General features: G+C 40.3%; 15 protein-coding genes. 8 read left to right on the top strand and 7 right to left on the bottom strand.

The features are described from left to right. The first annotated feature begins 29 nt into the window (after positions 1 to 29). The 7 genes from IM797_RS02230 (at position 30) to rplT (ending at position 6089) form a co-directional block, all read left to right on the top strand. The gene (locus IM797_RS02230; protein ID WP_194125459.1) at positions 30 to 740 is read left to right on the top strand and encodes a head GIN domain-containing protein; all 711 of its coding nucleotides are present in this window, start codon (positions 30 to 32) and stop codon (positions 738 to 740) included. Positions 741 to 778: 38 nt separating this feature from the next. Further along, positions 779 to 2107 (top strand): MFS transporter, encoded by a 1329-nt coding sequence (locus IM797_RS02225; RefSeq protein ID WP_194125458.1) that lies wholly within the window; start codon positions 779 to 781, stop codon positions 2105 to 2107. Positions 2108 to 2118: 11 nt separating this feature from the next. Beyond that, a complete protein-coding gene (locus tag IM797_RS02220; RefSeq protein ID WP_194125457.1) occupies positions 2119 to 2856 on the top strand; it encodes a (Fe-S)-binding protein in 738 nt (245 codons plus the stop codon). 79 nt (positions 2857 to 2935) lie between these two features. Further along, entirely contained in the window at positions 2936 to 4861 is a 1926-nt protein-coding gene (thrS, locus tag IM797_RS02215) for a threonine--tRNA ligase (RefSeq protein WP_194125456.1), read from the top strand. 13 nt (positions 4862 to 4874) lie between these two features. Further along, positions 4875 to 5444 (top strand): translation initiation factor IF-3, encoded by a 570-nt coding sequence (gene infC / locus IM797_RS02210; RefSeq protein ID WP_008238148.1) that lies wholly within the window; start codon positions 4875 to 4877, stop codon positions 5442 to 5444. Positions 5445 to 5470: 26 nt separating this feature from the next. Further along, complete coding sequence (rpmI, locus tag IM797_RS02205) at positions 5471 to 5671, top strand: 50S ribosomal protein L35 (protein ID WP_090783772.1); 201 nt, start codon at positions 5471 to 5473, stop codon at positions 5669 to 5671. Positions 5672 to 5744: 73 nt separating this feature from the next. Next, complete coding sequence (gene rplT / locus IM797_RS02200) at positions 5745 to 6089, top strand: 50S ribosomal protein L20 (protein ID WP_194125455.1); 345 nt, start codon at positions 5745 to 5747, stop codon at positions 6087 to 6089. Positions 6090 to 6165: 76 nt separating this feature from the next. Here the strand turns inward: rplT and IM797_RS02195 are convergent, their stop codons facing one another. Together IM797_RS02195 and IM797_RS02190 are read right to left on the bottom strand one after the other, a co-directional pair. Next, positions 6166 to 7293 carry an 8-amino-7-oxononanoate synthase gene (locus IM797_RS02195; RefSeq protein ID WP_194125454.1) on the bottom strand — a complete coding sequence of 376 codons (1128 nt, stop codon included), beginning with the start codon at positions 7291 to 7293 and terminating at the stop codon, positions 6166 to 6168. Between the two features lie 20 nt (positions 7294 to 7313). Further along, on the bottom strand, positions 7314 to 8090 hold the full coding sequence (locus tag IM797_RS02190; protein ID WP_194125453.1) for a LexA family transcriptional regulator: 777 nt from the start codon (positions 8088 to 8090) through the stop codon (positions 7314 to 7316). Between the two features lie 177 nt (positions 8091 to 8267). Between IM797_RS02190 and IM797_RS02185 the strand changes: the two genes are divergently transcribed. Further along, the gene (locus IM797_RS02185; RefSeq protein WP_194125452.1) at positions 8268 to 8618 is read left to right on the top strand and encodes a GIY-YIG nuclease family protein; all 351 of its coding nucleotides are present in this window, start codon (positions 8268 to 8270) and stop codon (positions 8616 to 8618) included. Between the two features lie 60 nt (positions 8619 to 8678). Here IM797_RS02185 and IM797_RS02180 read toward each other — a convergent pair whose 3' ends face one another. From IM797_RS02180 to IM797_RS02160, 5 genes are all read right to left on the bottom strand, one after another. Next, complete coding sequence (locus IM797_RS02180; RefSeq protein WP_194125451.1) at positions 8679 to 11861, bottom strand: basic secretory protein-like protein; 3183 nt, start codon at positions 11859 to 11861, stop codon at positions 8679 to 8681. 73 nt (positions 11862 to 11934) lie between these two features. Beyond that, positions 11935 to 14382 (bottom strand): penicillin-binding protein 1A, encoded by a 2448-nt coding sequence (locus tag IM797_RS02175; protein WP_194125450.1) that lies wholly within the window; start codon positions 14380 to 14382, stop codon positions 11935 to 11937. 650 nt (positions 14383 to 15032) lie between these two features. Beyond that, positions 15033 to 15362: a hypothetical protein gene (locus IM797_RS02170; RefSeq protein ID WP_194125449.1), complete on the bottom strand. Its 330-nt coding sequence runs from the start codon at positions 15360 to 15362 to the stop codon at positions 15033 to 15035. Positions 15363 to 15382: 20 nt separating this feature from the next. Next, entirely contained in the window at positions 15383 to 15589 is a 207-nt protein-coding gene (locus IM797_RS02165; protein ID WP_194125448.1) for a hypothetical protein, read from the bottom strand. A 96-nt stretch (positions 15590 to 15685) separates the two neighbouring features. After that, entirely contained in the window at positions 15686 to 16144 is a 459-nt protein-coding gene (locus IM797_RS02160; protein ID WP_194125447.1) for a MaoC family dehydratase, read from the bottom strand. Between the last annotated feature and the right edge of the window lie 152 nt (positions 16145 to 16296).

The following is a 16296-nucleotide window of genomic DNA, read 5'->3' as shown; positions in this document are numbered from 1 at the left end:
TATAACATCCTTACCTTATGAAAACCCATATGAAATATATTTCCTTAATTGTTTTAGTTGTTGCTGTATTTGTAACTGGTTGCGGAAGCAAATGTATAGAAGACTCAGGTATACGGGCGCATCGCGCTACGACTGTTGGTGTTTTTGACCAGATTAAAATTTCTGGTAAAATGAAGCTGATATTGACACAGGACAGTACCTATCATATCAAGGTTGAAGCCGATTCTAACATTATGGAGGCCGTTAAATTTGCCGTTTCCGGTACTGAACTACGCATTGAGCTGGCTGACGAAAAATACTGTGGCACAGATAGTATTGCTGTATTTGCCAACATTGGGGAATTGAAGAAATTGGAGTTAAAAGGGAATGTGCAGGTTCAAACTGAAGGTGTACTGCATGTGAATGACCTGAGTATACTGGCCAAAGGAGCAAATGCGCTGACTTTGAATCTGAATGCATCAAAATTGAATACCCAGACTGAAGGGGTTACACAGCTGCATTTAAGTGGGCAGACCGGAATTCATGAACTGATCAGCAAGGGTACACTAAAAATTGAAGCTTTTGATTTTGTGGCCGGTATTTATAATCTGAATATTGAGGGGATTGGCAATGCGAACATCAATGTGCTGAATGAATTAAAGGTGAATACCAAGGGTACAAGCAGTATCCGCTATAAAGGCAACCCGAAAAAAGTCGACGAGAAAAAAACTGGGGCAACCACACTTGAAAAAGTAAATTAGTATCTTTTTTTCTCTACTTTAGTTGCCTCAATTGACACATGGAACAGAAAAACGACAAGAAAGTCATACGCTCATGGGCATTTTTTGACTGGGCAAACTCCGCTTACAACCTGGTTATCACTTCCACCATTTTTCCTGCTTATTATTCGGCGATTACTTCTGATAAGAACAACAACACCATTGACTATGTAACGTTTATGGGGCGTAAGTTCGTGAACTCATCATTGTATAGTTATGCCATGGCTTTTGCTTTCCTGGTTATCGCTATTTTATCACCGATCCTTTCTTCTATTGCGGATGCGCGGGGAAACAAAAAAGTGTTTATGCAGATGTTCACTTATGTGGGTGGGGTAGCCTGTTGCGGACTTTACTTTTTTGAAATAGATACCCTGCAGAGTAGTATTGTCCTGTTTGTAATAGCGGCGATTGGTTTTTGGGGTAGTCTGGTGTTTTACAATTCCTATTTACCAGAGATAGCCACACCTGATCAACAGGATGCCGTAAGTGCAAAAGGCTACACTTACGGATATGTTGGTAGTGTCATTCTGCAAATTATTTGTTTTGTATTCGTTTTCTTTCCCGCACAGTTTGGTTTGAGCGGTGAAGCGCAGGCCTCGCGCTTATCCTTTTTACTGGTAGGCTTATGGTGGATGGGTTTTGCACAGATTCCTTTCAGACGTTTACCTAAAGGAAGTCCGAATTTTAAAACAAGTAAAAACAACGTCGTGACCAGCGGCTTTAAGGAGCTGAAAAAAGTTTGGATAGAGATTAAGCAAATGAAGCAATTGAAGCGCTTGTTGTTTGCCTTTTTCTTTTATTCTATGGGGGTACAAACGGTGATGTTGATTGCAACCATTTTTGGGGAAAAGGAACTTCACCTGCCAACAGAAAAATTAATTGCCACAATTCTGTTGCTGCAAATAGTTGCCATTCCGGGAGCGATGCTGATGTCCTACCTGGCTAAGTATAAATTTGGGAATGTCAGGGTGCTGATCGGTGTAGTGGTGATCTGGATTGGTTGTTGTGTAGCAGGATATTATATCCATACCGAAATGCAGTTTTATGTACTTGCCGCCGTGATTGGTCTGATCATGGGAGGGATTCAATCCTTATCCAGATCGACATATTCCAAATTTCTTCCGCAGGATAGCCCGGACCATACTTCCTTTTTTAGCTTTTATGATGTGGCAGAAAAGGTAGCCCTGGTGATCGGGATGTTCAGCTTTGGTTTTATTGAAGAGGTAACTGGAAGCATGCGGAATTCTATTGTTGCAGTTGCTGTGTTTTTTATTATTGGATTGATATTCCTTCTTTTTCTGTTAAAAATAGTGCCTAGACAGGCGAAAGACTTAAATTTACCCGCTTAAAGATTATTGTGATGAGAATTGAATTGTTTGTGCCTTGTTTTGTTGATCAGCTTTATCCTGAAACTGCTTTTAATACGGTTAAATTGTTGGAAAAATGCGGATGTGAGGTGTTTTACAATTCCAAGCAGACTTGTTGTGGTCAGCCGGCATATAATGCTGGCTACTGGGAGCAGGCTAAAGAAACCGGTACCAAGTTTTTAAATGACTTTTCTGAAAGTGATTATATTGTTGCACCCTCTGCTTCTTGTGTGGGGATGGTGAAAAATGGATTTAGTGATTTGTTTACGAATACCATTGTACACAACAAGTGCCGGAACATACAAAGTAATATTTTTGAACTGTCCGATTTCTTAGTGAACGTATTGAAACGCGATTATTTTGGTGCTGAATTGGATGGTAAAGCGGTGTACCATGATTCCTGCAGTGGATTGAGGGAGTGTAAAATTAAGGAAGAGCCGAGGCAATTGTTGTCTAAAGTACATGGACTGGAAATGGTAGAGATGAAGGATACGGATATGTGTTGCGGTTTTGGGGGTACTTTTGCGGTTAAATTTGATGCGATATCTTCTGCTATGGCTGAGCAAAAAGTGAACCATGCGCTTGATCAGGGTGCTGAATACATCATTTCAACGGATTTGTCTTGCCTGATGCATTTGCAGGGCTATATCGATAAAAATAATATTCCATTAACAACCATGCATTTAGCTGATGTTTTAGCCAATGGCTGGCTGGAAAGTACAGAATATTAATTATCTTTGCACAACAAAAAATCACATTGTAGGTGATTTGTATATAAATATTTCATTAATTTTTAAATCATAGTTGTAGATGATTAACATTACATTACCTGACGGCTCCAGTCGTCAGTACGAAAAGGGCACAACTGCCCATCAAATTGCATTATCCATTTCTGAAGGGCTTGCCCGCAATGTTATGGCCGCTGAAGTAAACGGCGAGGTTTGGGATTCATCCAGAGCGATTGAAAGCGATGCTACCGTCAAATTGCTGACCTGGAATGATGCTGCAGGTAAAGCCACTTTCTGGCATTCTTCAGCGCACATTATGGCTGAAGCTTTAGAAGCACTTTATCCAGGAACTAAATTTGGCATAGGTCCGGCTATTGAAACCGGCTTTTACTATGATGTGGATTTTGGTGATCGTGAGTTTTCTTCGGATGATTTCAAAGCGATTGAGACCAAGATTCTGGAGTTGGCTAAACAAAAAGAGGTTTTTGTGAGAAGTGATGTGTCTAAAGCCGATGCAATTAAATATTTTGAAGATAAAGGTGACGAATACAAACTGGACCTTTTAGAAGGTCTGGAAGATGGAAAAATCACTTTCTATAACCAGGGTGCTTTTACAGACTTGTGCCGCGGTCCACACATTCCGAATACTGGTTTTGTAAAAGCGGTAAAACTGATGAACGTTGCCGGTGCCTATTGGCGTGGTGACGAGACCCGGAAACAACTGACCCGGATTTATGGTGTTACTTTTCCAAAGGCAAGTGAACTGACCGAATATCTTCACATGATTGAAGAGGCTAAGAAAAGGGATCACCGTAAATTAGGTAAGGAACTGGAATTGTTTGCTTTTTCTGAAAAAGTAGGCATGGGCTTGCCTTTGTGGTTGCCTAAAGGGGCGGCTTTACGCGAGCGTCTGGTTCAGTTTTTAACGAAGGCACAAAGTAAAGCCGGCTACGAGCAGGTGGTTACACCACATATTGGTCATAAAAACCTGTACATTACTTCAGGCCACTATGAGAAATATGGTAAAGATGCTTTCCAGCCAATTAAAACGCCGCAGGAGGGAGAGGAGTTCTTCTTAAAACCAATGAACTGTCCGCACCACTGCGAGATTTATAAGGTAAAGCCACGTTCTTACAAAGACCTGCCTTTGCGTTTTGCTGAATTTGGTACAGTGTATCGTTATGAGCAGAGCGGTGAGTTGCATGGTTTGACACGGGTTAGGGGCTTTACTCAGGATGATGCGCACTTGTTTTGCAGACCGGATCAGGTAAAAGAAGAGTTTAAAAAAGTAATTGACCTGGTGCTGTATGTATTTAAATCGTTGGGCTTTGACAATTATATTGCACAGGTATCTTTAAGGGATCCGGAAAATAAATCAAAGTATATTGGTTCTGATGAGAACTGGGCTTTGGCTGAAAGCGCGATTATTGAAGCTGCTGCTGAAAAAGGTTTACCTACTGTAGTGGAATATGGTGAAGCTGCATTTTACGGTCCTAAGCTAGACTTTATGGTTAAAGATGCTTTGGGTAGAAAATGGCAATTGGGTACTATCCAGGTAGATTATAACCTTCCTGAACGTTTTGAGCTTGAATATACAGGAAGTGATAACATGAAACACAGACCGGTGATGATCCATAGGGCACCATTCGGATCTTTGGAGCGTTTCATCGCGGTATTGATTGAACATTGCGCCGGAAATTTCCCATTGTGGTTGTCGCCGGAACAATTTATCATCCTGCCAATCTCAGAAAAGTATGAAGATTATGCAAAAAAAGTTTCAGATGAACTAAATAATTCCGATATTCGCGGGCTGATTGACTTCCGTGATGAGAAAATTGGAAGGAAAATCAGAGACGCAGAGGTTAAAAAGATCCCTTATATGCTGATAATCGGCGAAAAAGAGATGGAAGAAGGAAAGGTTTCTGTAAGGAAACATGGAGAGGGAGATTTGGGACATATGACATTGCAGGAATTTAGTGAATTATTAATTAAAGAAATAACAGTTTAAACGGAATACAAATTTGGCATTAGGCAGACCAGGATTTAACAGGGGACCACGTCCTCCTTTTAAGAAAAAAGAAGCAGAACATAATATTAATCAGTTTATCCGGGCACAAGAGGTTAGATTAGCTGGAGATAATGTTGAGCCGGGGATTTATCCTTTGGCAAAAGCTTTAGCCCTTGCGGACGAATTGGAACTGGATCTTGTAGAGATCTCTCCAAATGCGGTGCCGCCGGTTTGTAGGATTATTGATTACAGTAAGTTTGTTTACGAGCAGAAGAAAAAGCAGAAAGAGATTAAAGCAAACGCGAAACAGACTGTAATTAAGGAGATCCGTTTTGGTCCTAACACCAATGATCACGATTTTCAATTTAAGTTAAAACATGCGGTTAGCTTTTTGGAAAACGGTGAGAAAGTTAGGGCTTATGTACACTTTAAAGGTAGAGCAATCGTTTACAAAGAGCAAGGAGAAATCTTGTTGTTGAAATTTGCACAAGCCCTTGAAGATATTGGTAAAGTTGAACTTTTACCTAAGTTAGAAGGTAAGCGGATGTTTTTAACGCTTGCACCAAAAGTTGCTAAGAAATAAATAAATTACATAAATTAAAACAGGTTATGCCAAAAATGAAAACCAATTCCAGTGCTAAAAAGCGTTTTTCGCTTACTGGAACAGGTAAAATCGCAAGGAAGAATGCCTACAAAAGCCACATCTTAACCAAGATGTCGACTAAACGTAAGCGTAACTTAGGACACACTTCAATGGTGTCAGACGCTGACATGGGCAACGTTAAACGTATGCTTGCAATCGGTAAATAATTAATTTTTAACCAGATAACCGGTAGTAAGTTTGCTGTAATACGCAACGCCGTTTATCAAAAACAACAACAACATGCCACGTTCGGTAAACGCAGTAGCTTCGAGAAGAAGAAGGAAAAAAGTCCTTAATATGGCCAAAGGCTATTGGGGATCAAGAAGCAAGGTTTTCACCATTGCTAAAAATACGGTAGAAAAAGGTTTGCAATATGCATACCGTGACCGTAAAGTTAAGAAAAGAGAATTCCGCGGTTTGTGGATTCAGCGTATTAATGCTGGAGCACGTCAGCACGGTATATCTTACTCTCAATTAATTGGTAAATTGGCTGCTAAAAATATCGGTTTAAACCGTAAAGTTTTAGCTGACTTAGCAATGAACCATCCAGAAGCTTTTAAAGCGGTAATTGATACAGTAAAATAGAACTTACAATATCTTAAAAAAGGGAAGCCCATAAAGCTTCCCTTTTTTTATGCTTTATATGTTAAACTTATAGGATTTAAGATTTGAGCTGGCTTAGCCCTTTAACCAATTGCTGAATTTCAGCGGGGGTATTGAAAGTGTGCAAACATATCCGTAGCCGTTCTTTTCCCTTAGGTACGGTAGGGCTTAAAATCGCACGTACATCAATACCCTGACTTTGTAATGTTTTAGCCGCACTTTTTGCAGCTTCATTATTTCCAAACTGAATATTTTGTATAGCACTTGGTGTGGTCCCTGTCGGGATACCGGCAGCGGTTATGGCTTGTTTGTAAGTGTTGATGATTGCTGCAATTTCCGGCTGATGATCTTGTTCAGCCAACATATCATAAGCACATCTGATGCTGATGAGATTGTGGAGCGGGGCGGCAGTAGTATATATAAAAGATCGGGCGAAATTAATGAGGTATTGCCTGAGAACTTCACTACCCAAAACAATGGCCCCATGACATCCAAGCGCTTTTCCAAAAGTAACTACTCTGGCAAAAACCTGATCCTGTAGTCCGAGGTCATTAACGAGTCCTTTTCCATGCTGGCCTAAAATGCCTAAAGCATGAGCCTCATCTACAATCAGGTTGGCCTTGTATTTTTGACAAAGTTGAAGTATTTCTGTTATTGGTGCAAGGTCTCCATCCATAGAATAAACGCTTTCGATGAGGACATAAATAATTCCCGTTGCAAGTTTGAGTCTGCTCTCTAGTGCATCGGGGTCATTGTGCTTAAAAGTATAGCGGGTAGCTTTACTTAATCTTGCACCATCTATTAAACTGGCATGGATCAGTTCATCGGCTATGATGGTATCTCCGGCCTGAGGCAGACTAGACAGTAGCCCCAGGTTTGCATCGTATCCCGAATTGAAGATCAATCCTGCCTCCGCCCGGTGAAAATCAGCGATATCATTTTCAGTTGCTATACTGAATGGATGATTACCACTAAGTAGTCTGGAACCGGAGGCTCCATTTTTATAATGGGGCAGACCCAGGCTTAGTTGTTCAATCCGCTTTTTTAAGGTTTCGGATCTGGCGAAGCCCAGGTAGTCGTTGGAACAGAAATCAATAGGCAGGTTCGTACAGCTTAATGTTCTTAATGAACCCTGAACTTCCCTTTCTTTCAGCCTTTTTCTGATCAATTCTTCTGCAGTCTGCATATGTTGAGCAGTAAGCTATTCTAATTTTTATTCAATTGAGAAATGGATTTCTGCATTTGCGCCATCATGGTACTCAAAGTTTCAATGCTTGGTTCCGGAGTTGGATCAGGTAAACTTGTAGAAATGTAAGCTTTTGCCTTCCATATTTCCAGAATGTCATCAGAGGCTACGGTATATGGATCATACATTCTGTTATCCGAAATTAATTTCAATTCTTTATTCTCCTTGAAACGGTTTCCTGCTCTTTTATAAACTACCCCTTCATTGCGGCTGATCACAATATAAGTTTCTCCAGGTTTCACATCGTTCCAGTTGTCCATGTACTCGGCAACGATTACGCTTCCCGGCTGGATTGGCAGCATGGAATCTCCAACAATTTCAAAAGCCCTGAAGGTTCCTTGTTTCAAGAATGGCAAAGGCAACTGGAATTTTGGCAGATCTTTGATGTACTCCGGATCAGAGAAGCCATTTAAGTATCCAGCACTTGCCTTTACAGGTACCATTTCAATGTTCTCTTTATCGTCTTTATCTACGGAGATACTCAATATTCTGAGGTTCGAACCCTGGCTCTTTGGCTTAGGTTTCCAATCTTCGTTGATCGTTTCATTGATGAATTCGTCAATAGTCAGCTCAAAGTATTCTGCTATTTTTTTTAGCAAATCATATTTCGGTTCAGCTCTGTCTTCTTCATATGCCCCGATCAGTGATCTTTTAATTCCCATGGCATCAGCGAATTGCTGTTGTGTATGGCTTTTTTTCTTTCTAAGGTACTTTAGGTTGGAGGAGATGTTCGACATAAAAATAAAATTTAAAATATATTTGTTTTTACTAAAATTGTTAGTATTATTGTGCCAATAAAGTTAGTAATATTAATTCACATCCGAAAGTAGTATACTAACTAATTTAGTTAATTTTTACAATTAAAAAAATAGAAGCTCAAAAGCTTGTTAGAAGTTTAAATAAAATATAGGGTTATGAAAAAATTTGTATATGTAGTGACAGACAGAAACAGAACTGCTTTACATGTAGGCATGAGTTCTAATTTAATTAAAACACTTGATTTTTATAAGCAGATGCCCTGCCTGTTTTTCGATAGTGCACAACAATTGACCCGTTTGGTTTATTTTGAAGAATTCAAAACAGAAGAGCAGGCTTTGAGCCGTTTCAAAGTGGTGAGCCGTTTTACCAGGATGCAGAAAGAACGTCTGGTACGTTCATGTAATCCGGATTGGGTTGACTTAACCATCGGCTTGGATTTTGAGCACATCACCAGCCGTAAACAAATGATCAATCAGGTAAACTTACCTTTCAGTATACTTTCTTAAAGAAAAAAGGCAGCCAGATGATTTTCTGACTGCCTTTTTTTGCGACCGGAAAGCGGTACTTTACCAACCTGGTGCGAAGGTTAAACCAAACACACCACCGGAAACGTCTTTACGCTGGAACGGGAAAGCGTAGTAAGGCTCCAATACAAAAGCGCCGAATACATTTACCCGAAGAGATATACCAACACTAAGGGCAGGGACACGTTCGTTGGTTGTCGAAGTGAATACCGGTTTGCCATCTCTATCCAATACAGGTGCACCGTTTGAGTCCGTAACAGGTAGAGTAATATAAGTGGGCTGATCTTTGAACACAACCTTAGAGTTTTCATTCCAGGCTAATCCCGCGTCAAAGAATAAGTTTAGATCTGTGAATAATAGTTTTGATGGAATTGCAGCCAGTTTTTTAGGACCAGTAAACGGTAATCGGATCTCAAAGTTAAATACAGCGATTTTACTTCCTGACAATTGATTGATGTCAAAACTTCCACTTCCGCTACCCGAACCGTTGTACAATGAATTGGCTTCATAGCCTCTAATCAAATATGGATAACCAACAAATAGGGGATAAAGGTTTTCACCTTCCTTACCCATACGCAGGTAATTATAAGAACGTACGGCTAATGTAATGGGTTTTAATCTTAGGTATTTCCTGACGTCAACATTTAAGGCATAGAATTGGTAATCTCCAAAATATTGTTCAGCTCCAATTCTGTATCTGAATCCATCTAAAGGCGAACTGATTCCTGTAATGCTGTTATCGCCTACAAATGAAGCATTGGCCTGGAAGATCGAAAAGTTTTTAAGTGGAGTTCCGAATTCATTACTGGCCTGATCGAGTGGAACTTTTCTTTTGTCTGAAGTGATATAGGCACCTTTATATCCACCTATGTTGTCAAAATAGTTGTTGATGCGGTCAACCCGGTAGCTGTATCTCGACACTGCAGTTCCAAGTTCGAAGCGGTGTACCTTATTGAAAGGATAAGCTGCAAATAATTGCACCTGGTCTTCGAAAGTTCGTACTAAGTTTGTACGATCATTAATCACATCTACCGGATTGTTATTTTTATCAGTCAGCTGATCGAGTACGATTTCCCGGAAACCGGTAATGTATGGAATATGCGAAAATGCAGCACCCCAGCTGATTCTGTTTTGCTGATTAATGTATCCAACCAATCCACCGAAATCATAAATTTCTCCATTGATCGAAAGATTTGCAATGATTTGGTTTTTACCAAGGATATCACTGAACATACCTACGATACCACCTTGAACACCTGTACCGAACCTGCTGGTAGAAACACCTACGCCGCTATTGGCCAGGTAATCCAGTTTAAATTTTGGTCTGTATGGAACCAGTTTCATAGAATCTGTGGTGGTTCTTTCAAAACGTTCAAAATTGGAGAGGTTGGAGTTGATGATGTCTACACCCATGGCTTCCATCGGCGGAAGCACTGCTGCATCAAAGTTGACACTATTGGCTTCAACAGCCTTGGATTTAAAGTTGCTTAATTGTGCATTGTAGAGGGTATAACGTTGCGAGCGGTAATAGCTATACACGATATCGTCATTTCTGGATACGGAAACTGCCGGAGAAAACTCGGTGATCCCGCTGATTCCAGTAAAGTAATCTGTCAGCTGTTTAACCTGAGCGCTGGCAAAATTGTATTCATATAAATTACGGAAACCATCACGGTTGGATAAGAAAAATAAGTTCTTGCTATCACCGGAGAACTGTGCATTGAGGTTGTTCGCTCCAGGGAATACCGCCACATTGCTCAATGATTTAGTTTCAATATCGTATATCGTCAAATTAATTGGATGGACAGCAGTCTGGTTACCAGATTCAATAGAGGCCCGGTCTGAAGAGAAAGCTATCTTTTTGCCGTCAGGTGAATAGGTGGGGGCGTAATCTGAATATACGTCATTGGTGATTTGCGTCACCTGCTTCGCCTTCAAATTATAAGAAAAAATATCGCTTTGACCTTCGATCATTCCAGAGAAGGCAATGTCATCTCCATTTGGAGACCAGGATAGATTTCCAAACTGGGCTACTTCACCCATTACTGCACGTAAAGCCACACTGCCATTGTCGATGTTAATGATCATCAATTGGTTTTTTCCCTTGCTAAAAATGCTGAAGGCAAATTGCTTGCCGTCGGGCGACCACGTTCCGGCTGATTCCAGAAAGTTGAAGTCGTCGATATGTGAATTCGAAATCTGGCTGCTTAATTTCCGGAGCACTTTTCCTGTTTTAGCATCGGCAAGAAAAAGATCTATACCAAAGAGGTCTTTTTCGGAGAGGAAGGCGAGGTATTTACCATCCGGACTGATTGCTGGTGCAACGTTCATGTTTCCAGCGTTCTTATTGTCGATAATTTTAGTGCCAGTGATTTTAATTTGAGAACTATCAGCTTTAAGCATAGGGCGATAATGGGCTTCGATCGCGTTTTTCCATAATCCTGACAAGGTTCTGTCGTCATAGCCAAAAGTGTATCTTAATCCATTTTCGTAACCATATTTTGCCGTAGCTTTCATGAGTGGTACGATGGTTGTGTCTCCGTAAACTGACCCCACAAAAGTCCAGAATGCCTGGCCATATCGGTAAGGGAAGTATTTGTTGGAATTGGTTAAGTCTTTTAAAGAGGGTATGTCGCGGTTTAATAGTGCATCGCGCATCCACATAGAAGTAAAGGCATCTGTTTTACCTACTGATAAGTATTCGGCCATACCTTCAATCATCCATAGGGGAACCTGGCTGATGCTTTCCAGGCCGATCGAATCCTTTTCAAGTAAGGTGTGGTATTGGAACGCATGCACCAACTCGTGGCCCAGTACATGTCGGGTTTGGTTGTTGAGTTCCATGACCGGCATGATTACCCGGTTTTTAAGTGCTTCGGTTACTCCACCTGTTCCGATGCCAATCTCGCCCTGCAGTGCCGTAGTTTGCTGGAAATCCGGATGGTTATTGTAAAGTATAATTGGGTTTTTCTTCAAAAAAGTATCCCTGAAAACCTCCTGATGCATTTTATACCAGGTCTCTGCGTCTTGTGCAAATTTCTGGATCATTTTCTCATTTTTAAGATAATAATAGATCTCGAAATGCGGGGTTTGGAGTACTTTAAACTTGTCGTTTTTATACCTTACCTTATTTTGTCCAAAATATTGCGCTTTGACCGTGATCGAAGCGGTAATCATGATGAAGAAAATTGGAATTAACCTGAAAAAAGTATAGCTTCTATTCATATGTGCAGATATTCAAGAGTTAACATTTAAAATTACGTAAAAAAGCAATGCGTTTTTGAAGAACGACCAGTAATTACTGGCCGTTCTTTTTTCTTTCTTTCTCTTCCTGTCGCTGTTTTCTTCTCAGTTCCCTTTCTTCTTTTCTGGTTAAAGGAACTTCCGTAGTAGCAGGTTGTTTTGGTATTTCAGTAGTTTTCTTTTCTTCTGTTTTTTGTACAGCTTCTTCAGCAGGTGCAGTTTTGATGTCCTCGACTGCCGGAGGCGTAAAAGAAGTCGAATCAACCGCGGTACTGTCCGTACTGGTCGTATCTACAGTATGACGAGGTGTAGGGCAGTTGATGTTGCGCGTAATTTTAACCGTAGCTTTAGGGAAAGGACCTTGGGTATATCCTGTAGCAGGGTCTTTGTAAACCTTCTCCATAAACTTTCCAAAAATAGGCAGCGCTGTTCTTGATCCTTCGCCGGTTTCTCCGTTTTTAAAATGTGCAGTGCGCTCGTCACAGCCAACCCAGATTCCTGTAACCAGGTCTTTGGTCACACCCATATACCAGGCATCTACATAGTCACTCGAAGTACCCGTTTTTCCGCCAATCTGATTTCCTTTTTTCCAAAGATCCCATTCCCAGAGTGCCTGAGAAGTTCCACCTGGTTCTTCCATACCGCCACGAAGCATGTATAACATTAACCAGGATATCTCTTCAGACAATACCCTTTTTGTTTTGGCTTTAAATTCCTCGATGACATTGTCATCGAGATCCGTGATTTTTTCGACCAGGATCGGATCTGTCTTGATGCCTCCATTTAAAAATGTGCCATATGCTTTAACCATTTCGAAAACGGTTACGTCATTTGAGCCCAAACTTACAGAAGGTACAGATTCCAGGTGACTGTCTATGCCGCATTCATGGGCCCATTTAACCACATTGTCCCAGCCAACAGCTTCAGTGACCTGCGCTGTAATGGTATTTACCGACCTGGCCATGGCCAAACGCAATGACATTTCATTATAGGTATTGCTGTAGCTCGCATTTTTAGGCTCCCAATATTCCGTTTTTCCATGTTCCTGGAACGCAATTTTTACAGGTTTATCCGTATACGTATCACAAGGGCTCATGCCACTTTCCAGAGCTGCTAAATAAGCAAATGGTTTAAAAGTAGATCCAGCTTGTCTTTTTGATTGGTTGACGTGGTCATATTTAAAATATTTATGGTCAATACCGCCAACCCATACTTTAATTTTACCGTTGAAAGGATCCATCGTCATCATGCCCGTATTCATGATCTTTCCGTAATAACGGATAGAATCCATGGTAGAGAATAAAGTGTCACGATCGCCTTTCCAGGTGAAAATCTTCATCTTTTTCTTTTTGTTGAAATAGGATTCAACCGAGTCCGGATGATTTGGGTATTTTTTTTCGAGTAATTTATAGATTGGCAGGTTGCGCATGGCCCGTGCCGGGAAGTCTACTTTTTTCTTTTCCGAGTCCTGCCATGGATCTTCATTACCCCAAACACTGTAAAATCTACGCTGTAAGGTTTTCATTTGATCGGCAACCGCTTCTTCTGCATATTGCTGCAATTTGGAATCAATCGTCGTGTAGATTTTCAAACCGTCTTCATACAAATCGTAATTGTGGTCGTCACACCATTTCTCTAAATATTTGTCTACCGCCGCCCTTAAATAAGAGTCGCCATCGCTGCCTTCGTCTATGCGGCCCTCTTTCAATTTAATCGGGGTATTTTTATAGATATCTAACTGTGCTTTCGTGATGTAATTGTATTTGTTCATTTGCGCAAGCGCAACATTACGTCTTTCAAATGCTTTTTGGGGATTTCTGATCGGATTGTATAAGGATGTTCCTTTAAGCATACCTACCAGTAGGGCTGACTCAGGCACATCAAGTGCATTGGCTTCTTTATCAAAGTACACCCTGGCCGCAGTTTTAATACCGTAGGCATTGTTGCCAAAAGATACCGTATTCAGGTACATGGTGATGATGTCATTTTTAGAATAATTGGATTCTAATTTTACGGCAGTCATCCATTCTTTGAGTTTGGATACGATGGTCCTTACAACGGGAATGTGTTTAATAAATCCCTGCGATTTGTTGTACCGTGTGCGGTACAGGTTTTTTGCCAATTGCTGGGTAATCGTACTTGCACCACGTTTATCTCCGGTAGCTGTGGAGATGCCACTGGATAATAACGACCGGAAATCTATTCCCATGTGTTTGTAGAAGCGCACATCTTCTGTAGCTACAAGTGCGTTGATAACACTGGGGGCAATTTCATTGAAGTTTACAGGTGTACGATTTTCTTTATAATAACGGCCAATGAGCTTTCCATCGGAGGTGTATAATTCTGATCCTACGCGTTGAGTAGGGGCTTTAATGTCTTCATAAGAAGGGGAGTAGCCAAAGAGCCAGAGGAAATTGAGCTGTAAGGCGCAAAAAAAGACGATGATACAAAAAAGGAATATGCTTGAATAGCGGATATATTTATTGCCAATTTCTTTAAACATGCGGTAAAGATCAAAAAAACGTAAAACAGTTTGTGTTAAATAGTGTTAAAACTTGAAAGACAAATTAACGTAAATAAATTGTAAATAGCTGTATTTGATATTTTGAAGCAGGTTTTTTAATCCATCGGTATCATTGTTGGTTTGCGCTCGTTTTTAACTCAATGATATAGACTTAAATTCTGTCGTCCGCATATTCGTCAACTGAGAGAAAGTATTGCTGAATGCTGTAATAACCTACATTATAGGCAATTTCTGTGATGCTCATATCCGAAAATCCGTAGCAGGTATCACCCTTAACATTTTGATAAACTGGATGAAAGAAATATGGAGTCGGTTCTGGAACGGTCTTGTCAAACTTCTTATGCAGATCTTTGAAAGATTTCCTATTTATTACATTGTTATTAAACAGATGAATGCGGTTACATCTTCCTTAGATCTTGTTCGGGTCAGATGGATGATAAAAAGGGGTAAAGCACGCGTTACATTGGGCTTTCATAAGACTCGGCTAGGAAAATGGTCCTGTAAATGACGAAAAAAGCGGAGGCTTATGCAATTGTAAGACCTGTGGTTACATAACAAGAGCCTAAGTGTATCTTAAATTCATACAACTGTAAAGACTACCGGACAGTGACCGCTCAAACAACTGAAAATTAATACAGCTCATCTTCATCAGTATTCAAATCAAGATCTTCATCCGAATCAGGGTCTAAATCAAAATCATTGTCATCGAGATCTTCTTTTGCTGGGAAGTCCTCATTGTCATCTTCATCCTGAAAATCTTCATCTTCCGGATCCAAAGGAGGGCCTTGCTGGTTAAATTTCGGATCCAATCCATCAGTTTCCCCAGTTATTGCCGGATCTATAAGCACTGTTTGATCTTCGCCATCGATTTGTTTTTGCTGGTAATTTTCCGTTCTTTCTGCAGCTGTATTTTTCATTTCCTGCAAACTTTCTTCCATGATATTCTCTTTGGTTTCCATAGCTAATTTCTTTTAACTGTTTAAGGTGTGATTAATTTTTCGTCATCTTTATCAATTGTTTTCCCATTACCCAAATTGGTTTTAGGTGCTGTAGGGTGTGATTTTTCGGGATCAACTTGATCAGTTACCTGATCGTTCAGGTTTTCTGTAGCAGGTAATTCAGTGCTTTCCCGCTGGTCAGAGCTGCTGTGGTATTCAGGTATTGTTTTCGATTTTGGATTTTTCATTTTATCGTGTTTTTATTGAAAATTAGCGAATCAAGAATTTTCTGGCTTCTTTCTAACTTTGAATAGAACAACGGTGGATCAAGATGGTTTGATCGTTTACACGAAATGATAGAGAAAGATGACACTTCCGGTATATGCCGGCTTAATCTGATCTTTAATCATAAGAGTAGCTTCGATCACAACCTTTGTGACTCCCCGTAAATTTATAATGGTATTCAGCTTTGCTTTGAGTTGAACTTCACTGTCGACCAATACAGCCTGACCAAATTTAAGAGATTCGATTCCGTAATTAACCTCCATTTTAAGGTTGCGGACATCAGCGATTTGCTTCCAGAGATAGGGAATGAGTGAGAGCGTCAGATATCCGTGAGCTATGGTTGCTTTAAAGGGGCTCTCTGTTTTTGCTTTTTCGGGATCAACGTGTATCCATTGGTGATCCAGTGTTGCCTCAGCAAAACGATCGATTTGTGTCTGGTCTATTTTGTGCCAGTTTGATTTACCTAGTTCCTGGCCTATGTAAGATTGGTATTCTTCGAAATTATTAATGATAATCATGGGTGTTTTTTACGGTAAAGCTAAAGTTTTACGATTGTTTTAACATGAAAAACATCAGAATTTTTAAATGGTTTGATAATCAGGTTTGTTGTTGTTGGGTTTTTAGATGGCTCTTTAGATATTCATTCTGCTAATAAATCGATTGGTGCTGA

The sequence above is a fragment of the Pedobacter sp. MC2016-24 genome, from assembly GCF_015223055.1.
GTDB lineage: Bacteria > Bacteroidota > Bacteroidia > Sphingobacteriales > Sphingobacteriaceae > Pedobacter.
This window is presented reverse-complemented; position numbering and strand designations above follow the sequence as displayed.